The sequence below is a fragment of the Flavihumibacter rivuli genome (assembly GCF_018595685.2).
Lineage (GTDB): Bacteria > Bacteroidota > Bacteroidia > Chitinophagales > Chitinophagaceae > Flavihumibacter > Flavihumibacter rivuli.
On record NZ_CP092334.1, the window covers coordinates 3,448,299 to 3,461,467 of the forward strand.

General features: G+C 46.8%; 10 protein-coding genes. 3 read left to right on the plus strand and 7 right to left on the minus strand.

Annotation, left to right across the window (positions count from 1 at the left end):
* Window positions 1–142: 142 nt before the first annotated feature.
* Entirely contained in the window at window positions 143–1,510 is a 1,368-nt protein-coding gene (locus KJS94_RS14670) for a vanadium-dependent haloperoxidase (RefSeq protein WP_214448234.1), read from the minus strand.
* Between the two features lie 146 nt (window positions 1,511–1,656).
* Between KJS94_RS14670 and KJS94_RS14675 the strand changes: the two genes are divergently transcribed.
* From KJS94_RS14675 to KJS94_RS14685, 3 genes are all read left to right on the plus strand, one after another.
* A complete protein-coding gene (locus tag KJS94_RS14675; RefSeq protein WP_214448235.1) occupies window positions 1,657–4,725 on the plus strand; it encodes a ligand-binding sensor domain-containing protein in 3,069 nt (1,022 codons plus the stop codon).
* A gap of 9 nt (window positions 4,726–4,734) precedes the next feature.
* Window positions 4,735–5,496 (plus strand): LytR/AlgR family response regulator transcription factor, encoded by a 762-nt coding sequence (locus tag KJS94_RS14680; protein WP_214448236.1) that lies wholly within the window; start codon window positions 4,735–4,737, stop codon window positions 5,494–5,496.
* A gap of 78 nt (window positions 5,497–5,574) precedes the next feature.
* Window positions 5,575–6,987, plus strand: a complete 1,413-nt coding sequence (locus KJS94_RS14685; protein ID WP_214448237.1) for a tetratricopeptide repeat protein — start codon at window positions 5,575–5,577, stop codon at window positions 6,985–6,987.
* Between the two features lie 77 nt (window positions 6,988–7,064).
* Here the strand turns inward: KJS94_RS14685 and KJS94_RS14690 are convergent, their stop codons facing one another.
* From KJS94_RS14690 to KJS94_RS14715, 6 genes are all read right to left on the minus strand, one after another.
* Window positions 7,065–9,326, minus strand: a complete 2,262-nt coding sequence (locus KJS94_RS14690) for a xanthine dehydrogenase family protein molybdopterin-binding subunit (protein WP_214448238.1) — start codon at window positions 9,324–9,326, stop codon at window positions 7,065–7,067.
* Window positions 9,327–9,359: 33 nt separating this feature from the next.
* Window positions 9,360–9,827, minus strand: a complete 468-nt coding sequence (locus KJS94_RS14695; RefSeq protein ID WP_214448239.1) for a (2Fe-2S)-binding protein — start codon at window positions 9,825–9,827, stop codon at window positions 9,360–9,362.
* Between the two features lie 214 nt (window positions 9,828–10,041).
* Window positions 10,042–10,491, minus strand: a complete 450-nt coding sequence (locus KJS94_RS14700; protein ID WP_214448240.1) for a DUF1569 domain-containing protein — start codon at window positions 10,489–10,491, stop codon at window positions 10,042–10,044.
* Window positions 10,492–10,554: 63 nt separating this feature from the next.
* A complete protein-coding gene (locus tag KJS94_RS14705; protein WP_214448241.1) occupies window positions 10,555–11,067 on the minus strand; it encodes a hypothetical protein in 513 nt (170 codons plus the stop codon).
* Between the two features lie 48 nt (window positions 11,068–11,115).
* The gene (locus KJS94_RS14710) at window positions 11,116–11,850 is read right to left on the minus strand and encodes a LytR/AlgR family response regulator transcription factor (protein WP_214448242.1); all 735 of its coding nucleotides are present in this window, start codon (window positions 11,848–11,850) and stop codon (window positions 11,116–11,118) included.
* A complete protein-coding gene (locus tag KJS94_RS14715; RefSeq protein ID WP_214448243.1) occupies window positions 11,837–12,898 on the minus strand; it encodes a sensor histidine kinase in 1,062 nt (353 codons plus the stop codon). The genes KJS94_RS14710 and KJS94_RS14715 overlap by 14 nt, the downstream gene beginning before the upstream one ends.
* Between the last annotated feature and the right edge of the window lie 271 nt (window positions 12,899–13,169).

Genomic DNA, 13,169 nt, shown 5'->3' on the forward strand with positions numbered 1-13,169 from the left:
TTCTGGAATTGGCAATTTTTATGAAAAATTCCCGGGTAATAAAGCTGTTTTAAATAAAGAGCCGTTGTATTGAATGAACCAAAAACAAAATGGCCGCCCATCGCCAAAGGGATCAGGACGGCCATAGGTCAAGGGGGTAAACTTATTTTTTGAATTTGATGGTCCGGAGAATGTTTTCTGCAACCACCTTTCCCTGTTTCAATCCCTGCTCAATTGAATTGCGGTAATGGATACCGGCATAGAGCCTTGATAATCCTGCTTCTTTAGCAATGGCCCTGAAATTGGGATAGGTCCGGGATTTGAAAAGAAGCGGGTCTACAGCTGAATTGTAGAGATAGTCGAAAGTGTGGTCAGTAAAGGGATGATTGTCCCCGAAAACTACTGTGAGTGCTTCTGCATTCGCTGCTGACAGGGAAGAATGCGCTGATGGGTATTCAGGGTGCGGCGGTGTGCCCAGTGTCGGGGTCCAGGTGGTGTATCCCAGCACCTGCTGTATATAAGTGATAGGTCTCAGCAGCCAATAGTCATATTTGGATTGCCAGGTGCTGATGCTGGCATCAAATACCATGATACCGGCCATGGCAAAGGCCAGGGCGGCGCGGCCGAGGTCTACTTTATCCTGTTCCACCACTTGTTTCAGGATGCTGATATAATGACCTGGGGTAGTTGTTCCCGGCACATCCCTCCAATAGAAAGCCATTGCCCTTTCAGGGGAACCGATTGCTGGGGAAAGGTCATAAACTTCCTTCACCATATTGTAAAAGTCTGAACCAGGCATAGTACTATAATATGGCGGTGGCAACAGTTCGGCTCCTTCACCACTGCTGCTAACCATCCTTCTTATGCCACCCCAGTTGGGTAAGCTTTGTACAGATGGGGTAGCGGGCGGTGTCCAATAGCCCGGACCAACCCTGTCTTCAGGTGCAATGATGGGAGTATTCACCTGGTCATAGCCATCCTTCTCAGACCAGCTAATAATTTTTTCTGCTACTTCCTTACCAAATTTTTCTGAGCGTTCGATGGTTGCTGCTTCTGTTTCCTTGGCAAATTCTTCTGACCATTGGTCTTCAAGGGCGCCAATCAATGCGAGCTTATCAGAGGGGAGGTATGCAAAGAACCTCCGCATGATCGCCGCCAATGATGCATTGGCACTGGCTCCCCAATGGTAGGCGAAACCTGGTTTTGTAGTGGGCAGGTTTTCCAGCCCATTCAATTGTCCTTGTAAGGATCGATAGGCCGGCATGCCGGGCACAACCGATTCGTATAAGGCTACCCCTGCATAGGCAAAATGACGGCTGAAGGCTGCATTTCCCACCGCGGTTGGAGCAGCTTTCATGAGTTCTACCTCTAAATTCATCCAGCTGCTTGCCACGGTGGAGGAGAAGGTTTTTGTCTGCTCCAGGTGGCCCTTCTGAAGTTGGGCAGTCATTGGTTCTGTTTCGATGGAGCGCTCGCATTGAAAGGCGATGAAACTGATGGCCAATATTGTCCAGAAGTGAATACGTTTCATAAATAAGGTTTTAGGGGAATAAAATTAGTTGGCCTTGTAGCCCGCATGGAAGCCATCTTAGGAACGGCGCCTTTGGTCTTATGAACGGGTAGGGAAGATTCCTTGGAATTATGTTAACTTTAAGTGCAACCTTATCTGCTCTTGTCATGTTGTACAGGCCTCTTATCATAGCCGCGCTCTTGCTGGCTTTTGGGTTTGTTAGGTCATTTGCCCAACCGCTCCTTTTCGAGAATTACAATTCCCGGAACGGCCTGTCCCAGCACAATTGTATTTCGGTTACTCAAGACCGTGATGGTTTCATGTGGTTCGCTACGCTGGATGGATTGAACAGGTATGACGGACACAGTTTCAAAGTTTACCTGCAACAAAATGAAGCGGGCCGGAAATTGCCTTCCAATGCCATTCTCGCTTTGAATTTTGACCATGCCAATGACCTTCTATGGATCGGGACTACACGTGGTCTCTGTCTGTACAGGCCATCCGGTGATAGCCTGGCCAGGTTCTCGGATTTCTTTCCCTTTGCCGCATTGCTGGATAGCGCCAATGTATTCAAGATACTTTCCTTTGCTCCCCATGAGTGGTGGGTGCTGACCAACAGCCATGGCCTGGTCTACCTGAATACTGACAGGGCCGAGATCCGCAGGTATTTTGTGGATAATGCTCCCTCTAACCAGATAACTGACCTGACCATCCATAACGGAAGGGTAATGGTTGCCACGCAACAGGGAGTGTATGAATTGATACCGGGGAAGGATTCGTTCAGGATAGAACAGCGCTTTAAGGATTATCCATTCCCACAGATACGCGCCATTGCTTCTTATGACAATAAACTATGGGTTGGCGCTATTTCAAGTGGTTGTTACCTTGTTGAATGGGACCATGACGGCCGGGAAATTGTTCGTCCATCTGACCTGGTATTTGGCGGGATTGAATCTTTTGCTACCGGGAAGCAAGGGGAACTCTGGATCATGACGAGGGGAAGTGGTATCATCCGGTATCATGCCCCTACAGGAAGAGTACAACAGGCATTCCAGGATCAATATGACCCAAGGTCGCCCATATCAAATTTTGGTGCATGTGTTTTTACGGATAAGCAGGGTATTGTATGGATCGGGGCAAGTGGCGGCATCATCAAGTATAATCCCCTTCGATACCAGTTCCTCACCATTAATGGGGCGAGTTCCAGGAACGCATCGCTCACGGATAATGGAGTGTATTGTATGTACCAGTGCAGGGATGGTGTCAAGTTAGTGGGTACACAGGGTAAGGGGCTCTTCAAATGGGACGACAGGGATAATTATTTTACTTCCTACCCGGCATCTGCTGTAGTTCAAAAAGCCAATAATGTTATTTACAGCATTACAGAAGATGAGCCTGGCCTCATCTGGGCGGCAACCTGCGGAGGATTGATGCAGCTGGACCGAAGGACAAATAAGATCACATACTTTCCTGAGAAGAATAAATATCATCGCCTGAATAAGATGTATGGCATCTTGAAATTGCGCCATAGTGATAGCCTGTTGTTGGGTACTGATGATGGGTTACAGGTTTTCTCCCTGCAGTCACTGGAATGGGAAAATCGAACAAGGTCAATCAGCAGTAAGACGATTCGGGAAGGATTGGCAGGCTTTAAGAGAGCCACCTATATGTTGGAAGAAGAAGATGGAATAGTTTGGTTGTGTAATGAAAGTGTAGGACTTGCAAGATATCATTACCTGTCACAAGGGATAGAAGCCATCAGTAAGGTTAATGTCCTTGCAAAGGGGGTGAAACATTTTATTCGATACAGTGGTTATCTTGTACTGGCTACCAATAATGGATTGGTCGTTTATGATGATAAGAACGATCGGGTAATCCGCCAGGTATTAATCAGGCCAAAGGAACGGTCAAATGTTTGCCATTCGGTACAGAAAGACAGGCAGGGGAATTTTTGGGTGAGTACCAATTATGGCCTATATAAACTCGACCGGCATTTTAAAGTGATAGGCGAGTACAATACAGGTAACGGGTTGGGTTATGTAGAGTTCAATCCCGGCTCTACCCTTGCAGATAAGAATGGCAGGTTGTATTTCGGCGGGATGGACGGGATCACGGCATTTGACCCGGCTTCCATAATGGCTACAGATTTTAGTCCAACACCTGTTATTACGGCTATCTCTATCAATAACAGCAATGCTCAAACGAAAAAACATCCCAATTATATTCCTGAGCTTGAATTGACCTATCGGCAAAATTTCCTCCGGTTCCAGTTTGCCGCAACCAACTATTCCAATGAAAGTAATACGCGGTTTAGTTACAGGCTGAGGGGGTTGAATGATACCTGGTCTGTTCCTTCCAGGAACCCGGAGGCCATTTTTACTTCTTTACCACCTGGGGATTATACCCTTGAAGTAAGGGCGGCCAATAGTGATGGCAAATGGAGTGAAAAGGTCAAGTCCATGAGGGTGGTGATCCAGCCGGCATTTTGGGAGACCAATTTATTCAGGGGTGTTGCCTGCCTTGTCTTTATGGCACTAGTTACGCTGCTCTACCAGCGAAGGATCGCCAAGGTTCGCCAGGATGCCATATTGAAACATCAAATGGCAGAAATTGAGATCAAGGGATTGCATACCCAGATGAACCCCCACTTTATTTTCAATGCCCTGAACAGTATCAAGGAAATGATCTGGAAGGATGACAAGCGCAATGCCAGCCGCTACCTGAGCAAATTCGCCAACCTGGTCAGGATCAGCCTGGAGCAATCCCGCCAACCATTTATCACTATCCGGGAATGTGTTGACCACCTCGAGCAGTACCTGCAGCTGGAGAAGCTGCGGTTTGATGATTTTCAATACAAGATAGAGCTGGCCAGTGATCTTGATCCTGACCATACTTCCATTGCACCCATGCTGGTGCAGCCATTGGTAGAGAATGCCATATGGCATGGACTTCGAAGCAAATCAAATGACCGCCGGTTGATGGTGCGGTTCTTCAAGAGAAAGGGGGCCATTGTTTGTGAAGTGGAAGATAATGGGGTGGGCATTGCAAAGTCGCTGCAGGAAAAGGAAAACCGGCAGTCCTTGCATTCTTCGGTCGGCATTGCCAATATCAGGGAAAGATTGAGGGTGCTCAATGAAAAGTATCGGATGAATTGTTCCTTAAGGATAGCTGATAAATCAGAGCTTTCAGTACAGCAAGGGTCCGGCACTGTTGCAGTATTGGAATTATCCGGTTAAACCTGTTATATGATCAAAGCCATTCTTGTTGATGATGAGCCCAGCGGATTGTTCACCCTTAAACAATTGCTGGAAGAGTATTGCCCTGAGGTAAGGGTGATAGCGGAATGCGATAATGCCACGGATGCCAGGGAGAAGATAGAATTGCTGGACCCGCAGCTGGTATTTTTGGATATATCATTGCCAGGTAAAAATAGCTTTGAACTCCTGGAAGAACTGGACCAGTTCGATTTCGAGATCATCTTCGTCACTGCCCATAGTCAGCACACGTTGAAGGCATTCCATTACAGTGCTGTTGATTACCTGGTGAAGCCAATTGATGAAGACCTGCTGGTGCATGCAGTAAGGCGCGCGGCAAGAAGAATTGAAAAGAGCAGTGTACAGAAAAATGTAGCTGATCTCATCCAGCATATCACCATACCTCCCGGCAACAGGCTGCAGAAATTATGTATTCCCTCACTTAAAGGTTTCCAGGTGGTAGAGATCCATGATATTATCTATTGTGAGGCATCGGGAAGTTATACCAATATTCATTTTGCCGGCCTTCCCATGATCTGTTCAGCGCGGCCAATACAGGATTATGAAGCCCTGCTAACGGACGCGGGTTTTGTCAGGGTGCACAAATCATTCCTGGTTAACCTCATGCATATTAAAGAATACATCCGTGGTGACGGAGGTACACTGGTCATGTCCAATAATGAGGAAGTAGAAGTCAGCAGGAGGAAGAAGGACCTGTTGTTTACCCAGATGAAGGGGTTCAATAAGTTTTAATGCATCTATACAGGGGAAGAAAGCCTTTCTTCTTCTTTTTCCCTTTTTGCGCGTGCTATTCTGGGGTAGATTTGCCATATGGAGAACGATAAAACTACTGCGAAACCTATATCGCTTAAGGAAGATATCCTGGATACGGATGATCCATATATCCCGGTACCGGAGTTAAAGGACCAGATGGATGAACTTTGGCAAAGCATCTCAATGGGGGTTCCCATCACCCATCAATTGAAGGAACTGGTAAAGAAATTCCCGTCCTACCCGCAGCCGGTGAACCTCCTGTCATATGTATACAGCCAAAGGAATAAGGGCAAGGAAGGAAAGGAGTTGAATGGCAAAGCCCTCAAGGATTTTCCCCTTTCTGTAGAAACCAGATTGGTTCACCTTCGGATCCTTCTGCGGGAGGAGGATTATGATGCCATGGAGGCATTCATGGATTTATCCCTGCCTTATGAACAGCAGTTCCCTGAAAGGAAGAAGGTGCTGATCACGGAGTATTTCGATTATGAAGTATTGGGAATAGAGTGGCATTTGCTGAATGAAGAAACAGATAAGGCGATCCGGCGGGCTCACCGCCTGATGCCCCTGCTTCATAAAATGGACCTGGGTTACCTGGCAGAGAATGTGCTTCGGATAATGGATTCCTATTACGACGAAGATGATCCTTCGCCGGTCCTGGATCATTGCCTACTGAGTATTGAAAGGGTGATCATTGGTTATCCGCCCTTGCCAGACTTGCACCATCCTGAGCTTTCGATCCTTTATAGAGAGCTTTCTGCTGATGATGCCCCCGCCCTGGCTGCATTGGCGAAATTGCCAAAGACTACATTGGGGGCTGACTTGAACAGGATCGTGGTGGATGCCCTGGATGAAACTTCCTTTTTTGCCGCCGGTACCAACCGGGATTGGGACCTGATCCTGGTAGGTTTTGTATTGCTTGCCGAAATAGGCGACCAGGAAGGCTGGACCAATTGGCTGCGGTTCCTGAAATATGATGAGGATACCATCAAATATTGGACAGGGGATTTTTTGCTTAGCCATCTCTTTGTTGTGACGTATAAACTGTCGCATCAGGAGCCAGCCAGGCTTGTTCATGAAATGCTTTTCGATTACGACGACCATTGGATCCCTGTTCAATTCGTTATGGCATTATGGTTGATCGCGGTTTTGGATTCCACTCAAAAAGAGACAGTGGTAAAGGCCTTCCATGAGTCCATCAATAAGCAGTTCTACCTGGCAACCGAAACAGGGGATTTTAATGACACTTTATTAGCCAACCTGATCATTAAGGCCTGTGAACTGGACTTTTCGGAGTTCAGGAACTATATCTCCAAGGCTTTCGGGCAGAACCTGATCGATATACCGGTTTATGGTGAAGAGGAGCAATTTACCCGGGAATTGCAGGAAGAGGGTATGGCTTTACAGGAGCAAGTGGAATACCGGATCGCCACCATGTCTTTAACTGATCTGCTGAAGGATTTTTTTGAATGAAAACAATGCCCGACCTGGTGATGGTCGGGCATCTGTTCTTTATAACCCTATTTGTATGGGCTCTTTTGAAGCGTCACTTAAAACGCCTTCTTCTTATTGAGTTCATTTAAATAAGGCTGGTTATACACCCTCTTGCCCGTGTGTTTGTACAAAGCACTCGCTACCGCACCAAATACCGGCGGGAAGGGGGGTTCACCAAGTCCGGTTGGTTCAATGTCGTTCTGTACAAAATGTACATCGATCATTTTAGGGGCCTCGCGGTTCCGGATCATCCGATAGCGGTTGAAATTATTCTGCTCGGCCGCTCCGTCCTTATGGGTAAGTGCCCCATAGAACGCATTGCCAATGCCGTCAACCACTGCGCCCTGTACCATATTGGCCGCTGCATCAGGGTTAACGACGATACCGCAATCAACGGCACTGAACACCCGTTCTACATAAGGTTGTCCATCCCTGGTAACAATGTCCACCACATGGGCAGCATAGGAATTGTGGCAGAAATAGGCTGCTACACCACGGCTGTATTTTTTATTCTGGGCCTGTCCCCAACCTGATTTTTCCCTAACCAGTTTCAGTACGCCTGCATACCTGTCGGCATCATAATCGTTGTTTTTCCCTACAGGGTTAGTCTTCGCCCTGGCGAGTAATTCAAGGCGGAAGTCAATAGGGTCCTTGCCCATGACCTCGGCCAGTTCATCCAGGAAGGATTGTTCTGCCGCTGCGTTGAAATTAGAGCGGGGAGCCCTGAATGCACCGATGGTGATATTTGAGGGGATCTCCCAACCCTCCGCCAGGTAGTTATCCACTGCACCTGCCGGGAAACGATTCGCTGCGATCGGATGTTCCGGGATGCCGCCGCCTTTAACATGAAAAGCGATGAGGTTCTTGTTGGCATCCAATGCTGCCCGGTAAGTGGCCGTATACATGGGGCGATAGATGCCGTAGGTCATGTCGTCCTCCCTGCTATACACCAGCTTGATGGGTGCTTTTGCCTTCCTGGAGATAAGGGCTGCTTCTATGATATAATGTCCATATGCCCTGCGACCAAATCCGCCACCCATCCTTGTCATCTGGATCTCGATCTTTTCCACCGGTAGGTTAAGCCTTCTCGCCAGGGTCTTTTCCGCAAACTCTGGTGCCTGCAATGGTGCTACGATCAATGCCTGGTCATCCGTTACCTCTGCAAAGCAGTTGATGGGCTCCATGGAGTTATGTGCGAGGAATGGACCGGTATAGGTCCTTTCAATGACCTGTGCGGCATTGCGGAAAGCTGCTTCCGGGTCCCCGTCTTTCCGGAGTTGTTTGGCAGGCTTGGCGGACCATTCCTGCATCAGTTTATAGTGTTGGGCCGTACTTTCCAAACCGGCCGGAATGGTTTCTTCCCGCTTGTTGCCAAATATGCTGACGGTTTCTTTGGATTCACTGATAGGTTCCCATTGCACTTTTAGTTTTTTACGGGCATTCATCACTTCCCAGGTGGTGTTGCCTACCACTACCAATTGTTCATTGAAGGTGCGCGTGTCAAAGATCTCCCTTTCAAATCCCTCTTCGAATACCTTGATGGTGAATACATCCCTGATGCCCGGCATCTTCAGGGTTTCCGTGGCATCAAAGGATTTGAGTTTCATGCCGAAGGCTGGCGGATGCTCGATCATGGCGATCAGCATTCCCTCTTTCACAAAATCCAATCCGAACATGGGTTTGCCGGTAACGATGCTTTGGCCGTCCACATTCTTCTTCGACTGACGGATGACGGTAAACTTATTGGTCTCCTTTAATGGTATATCCTTGGGTAGTGCGATTCCGGCCGCACGGGAAGCAAATTCGCCATAAGTGGCTGACTTGCCTGAAGGTTCATGGTACAATACCCCTGACCTGGTGGTAACCTCTCCTATCGGTACATTCCAGGTCTGGGCGGCAGCTTCCCTTAGCATTTGCCGCGCAGCAGCGCCTGCCGTTCTCAAAGGCTTCCAGGCAGCGCGCACCGATTGGCTGCCCCCTGCCATCTGACGGGTATAGATCGAGGTGTCAAACGGAGCCTGCTCTACGATCACGGAATTCCAGTCTGCATCCAATTCCTCTGCGATCATCATGGGGAGTGAGGTCTTTACGTTCTGTCCAAACTCCGGGTTGGGTGCCAGGATAATGATCTTGTTGTCAGGGCGAATCTTGATATAGCCATTCAGTTGACTCCATTGGGAGGGAATGTCTGTGGCACTGATGCGCTCAGCCATGCTGAATTCAGCCAGCCAGCTGAAACTGATCATGAGTCCGCCACTGGATAGTAAGGAAGACTTGAGGAAGGAGCGCCTGCTATGATGAGGTTGTTGTTGTCCCATTTGGAAAAGATTTGAGGTGTAGGAATGATACGCTTAACCCTTTACAGTGGCCTTTGCCGCTGCTTTAATGGCTTCCCTGATGCGCAGGTAGGTGCCGCAGCGACAGATATTTCCATTCATGGCTGCGTCAATGGCTGCATCGTCAGGGTTGGGGTTCTTGCGCAACAAGGCAGCTGCTGCCATGATCTGTCCCGCCTGGCAATAACCGCATTGGGCTACATCATGTTCCAGCCAGGCTTTTTGGACAGGATGGTCACCCTGCTCCGATAGTCCCTCGATGGTAGTAATGTCCCGGTTGCCAATAGCCGAAACGGGAAGCTGGCAGGCCCTTACCGGATTTCCATCCAGGTGGATCGTGCAGGCGCCGCACATAGCCACCCCGCAGCCGTATTTGGTGCCCTGCAGGTTAAGGTGCTCCCGCAGGACCCAAAGGATAGGGGTGGCAGGATCAACATCAACCGATTTTAACACTCCATTGATCTTCAAGATATATGCTCCCATATGGAACTTTTTATGCCATAAAGTTAAATGCTTCGCGTAGTATGATGATTACGAGAATCAAACAATTGGCATTAAAAATCAAGCGATCAAAAATTGATCCGGTATGCCCAATAGAAGGTTTTGCTGACCAGGAAAGCACCATTCCAACAGCACCGGATGGCCTGGCTTGTGGGAAATTATCCAGGAAGCAACTGACTAGTCCTCGAGTGTTTTATTATCGTCCAAACTGCCTTAGGTGATGATCACAATGCTTGTACACAAATATTCCTAGTTCTTCCTTGCTCATTGGCCCAAAGAACCAGTGCCTGAACGATGAAAATGGATAATCAGCGTAGCGGAGAATACAATTTATCCACCTGTTTTTTTCCGATTCAATATCGTCTACGGTTTCCCTGATGATAAATGTTGCGGAGGTCGGGGCGTTCCTCCCAAGTTGTGCCTGGTCATCCTTTATTATCTTATTTAGTACCATTCTACCTATCAGTCTTCCCAACAGGGATCTTTTTACAGGGACCAGTCCATAATAATAATCTTCACAAAGCGAGCAATGCCGTAACATTTGTCCAACAGACATCACTCCCCACTTTGGTTTTGAATACTTATTCAGGGATTGTATTCGATGGATGATCGCTTCCCGGTCATCTTTTTGAAAAATGGAATGCATGTTAATTGATTTAAATGGTCAGCTGGAGTTGATCTTATAGTAGGTTGTGCAATTTGTCTTATGTCAGGCAGTTGGGTGTTTGCTTTCCCACCTGCTATAAATGTAGGCAATGGGGCATCCAATCGAAGTGATCAGGATGAAATTGCTTACCATGATGCTTTTAATGTCCGGATCAGGTAATTTGGGAATATTACTGAGCGGAAGTACCATGTAATTCATGACCAGCCAGATCATCCCCCCGATACCAATCCCGTTGAGTACCCAATTGTTGAAACGGAAAGGGGTGTTGCTGAGTATCCAGAAAAAAAAGATGGTAAAGGTCATTGCAATAGAATAATGGATGATGATTCCTGCTGCGATCATAGTAGATCCTCCCGTCCGTGCCTCACTTCCAAATAGACCGCTGGCGATATAGGTAAGAATGGATGAAACAGGGTTTTTATGGGTCACCAACGCTCTATGTATGATGGCGCCTATAAGGTCCAGTGTGCCCACCAGTAGACCTGATGGAACGAGGAGCTTTATGGGCACTCCTATGGTAATGGGTATTCCATATTGATTGAACAGCTTAGGCATAACAGCCTTTGAATAAATGGATGTATGATCTGTAGAAGCCAGTCCCGTCTATGATTGTTCTGGCAAGGATCGGCCTATGGCTGTGAGGCTTTGAAAAACCTGTTCCTTGTATATTCTCCCAATGGGTATCAACTTCCCTTTGATCTCAACATCAGTTGCGGTGAAGGCATCTATCTTTTTCCGGGAGACGATAAAAGACCTGTGTATCCTGATAAACAGGGAAGCTGGCAATACCTGTTCTATTTCGCTGATCTGCATTTTGGTGAGGATTGTCCTTCCAGTGGTGGTGATCCTGATATATTCCTTCAGGCTTTCAATGGACAGGATGTCTTCCAGGTAAACCTTTACCAGTTTCTTATTCATATTGAAGAAAAGGTGGGGTTTGTCTGCGTATACTTGCTCTCTTGAATAATTAGTCCCCTTCGAAATTTCCTGTTTCAGCTTATTGACCGCTATCATGAACCTGCTGAATTCAATAGGTTTCAATAAATAATCAAGGACATCGAGCTCATATCCTTTTAATGCGTATTCCTGGTAAGCAGTGGTGACAATGATCTTCGGTGGATTATTCAGGGTGCGCAGGAAGTCCATGCCATTCATTTGAGGCAAGTTGATATCCAGGAAGATCATGTCCGTGTTTTCATGGAACAGGTAATCAATTGCCGAAACAGGATCCCTGAAGCTTTGCTTTAGTTGCAGGAACGGCACCTGTTTGATATAATCCTCCAGGACCTCAGCTGCAATAGGTTCGTCTTCAATAATGATACAATTAATATTTCGCATGGCTGTGTAGGTTTAATTGAAGGGTTATTGAAAAGCTATCCGTGTTATCCGTAACCTCTAGCTGGTAGTCTTTGTACAATAGCTCCAACTGTCTTTTAACATTGCTAAGGCCAATATTTTCCACCAGTGCAGCTGACCTGGTCTGCTCTTTTGAGTTAATGACCTCAAATAAGAGCTTGCCATTATGGAGGTGAAGATTGATGTTGATAAATGCGTTGAACCGGTTTTGGCTGACGCCATGCTTAAACGCATTTTCAACAAAGGGTAAAAGGATCAATGGGGAGATCATTTCATTGGTGTTGTCCAGTTCTTTCCGAAAACGGATGGTTAGAAGTTCGGAATACCTAAGCTCCTCCAGGTCAATATAGGTTTCCAGCATCCTGATCTCGTCTTCGATCCTGATCTGGTTATTGCCGGATTCATAGAGCATAAACCTTAGGAGTTTGGACAGTTTCAATATGGCTTCAGGTGCCAGGTCTGATTTTTTCCGGGCTAATCCATAGATATTGTTGAGGGTGTTGAACAGGAAATGTGGATTGGTCTGGTTCCTCAGGAATTTTAATTCTGTTTCAAGCTGCTGCCTGGTCAATATCTTTTCCCTTTCCTTGAATGCCAGTTGCATCCTGGAGAATTTTATAAAAGCTGCTAGTCCTGCTACACAACCCAGGTCCATAAATGCCATCAATACATTCCTAGGATCAAAGAAAGGGACATCCTTAAGTGATGATTTGAAAATTACTGGATTGACAAAATATTTTACCATGCCCCTGTACAAGAGTATGGACATTACTGTTACCAGTATTATTTCACCAATGGCTTTGAACTGGTTATTGCCTTCCCGGATTAAAAGGGGGATGGCCCTATACATGAGATAATAACTCAATAGCATCTTGGGCAGCAGCATGGTGAAGGCGTCAGCCGATGCTGCTATAGTTAATTGTGAACCCGTAAATCCTTTGAGGAATGGGCCGATCCAGGTGATGATAAGGACCAGGTCCTGAAGAAGGTATACCAGCCAGAAAGCAATATGGAGGCCAATCCTTTTCATAAGGTAATTTACATTTAATAATCCCAATTTGGTCGCAGGATCGACCAAATCAAGGTTCTGGTATACAGAAAGAAGTTTTCTCCCTTCCTTTAACTTTTACAGAAGGAGGAACTGCTTCAGGAAAATAACAAGGCTAGCATTTCAGTCTTTTTGGGATGTATTTTCCCATACTTCCGCAAAAGAAAACACCAAAGCCGGATCAAGGACTTTGGTGTACAAAGGTGAAATTAGAAGGCACGACCCTTCATTCGGCTGAGCAATTTAAAAGGCA

Bases quoted from the DNA above. Each gene is read 5' to 3' on its own strand.
- KJS94_RS14670 (WP_214448234.1), bottom strand. From the start codon at position 1,510: ATGAAACGTATTCACTTCTGGACAATATTGGCCATCAGTTTCATCGCC.
- KJS94_RS14675 (WP_214448235.1), top strand. From the start codon at position 1,657: ATGTTGTACAGGCCTCTTATCATAGCCGCGCTCTTGCTGGCTTTTGGG.
- KJS94_RS14680 (WP_214448236.1), top strand. From the start codon at position 4,735: ATGATCAAAGCCATTCTTGTTGATGATGAGCCCAGCGGATTGTTCACC.
- KJS94_RS14685 (WP_214448237.1), top strand. From the start codon at position 5,575: ATGGAGAACGATAAAACTACTGCGAAACCTATATCGCTTAAGGAAGAT.
- KJS94_RS14690 (WP_214448238.1), bottom strand. From the start codon at position 9,326: ATGGGACAACAACAACCTCATCATAGCAGGCGCTCCTTCCTCAAGTCT.
- KJS94_RS14695 (WP_214448239.1), bottom strand. From the start codon at position 9,827: ATGGGAGCATATATCTTGAAGATCAATGGAGTGTTAAAATCGGTTGAT.
- KJS94_RS14700 (WP_214448240.1), bottom strand. From the start codon at position 10,491: ATGCATTCCATTTTTCAAAAAGATGACCGGGAAGCGATCATCCATCGA.
- KJS94_RS14705 (WP_214448241.1), bottom strand. From the start codon at position 11,067: ATGCCTAAGCTGTTCAATCAATATGGAATACCCATTACCATAGGAGTG.
- KJS94_RS14710 (WP_214448242.1), bottom strand. From the start codon at position 11,850: ATGCGAAATATTAATTGTATCATTATTGAAGACGAACCTATTGCAGCT.
- KJS94_RS14715 (WP_214448243.1), bottom strand. From the start codon at position 12,898: ATGAAAAGGATTGGCCTCCATATTGCTTTCTGGCTGGTATACCTTCTT.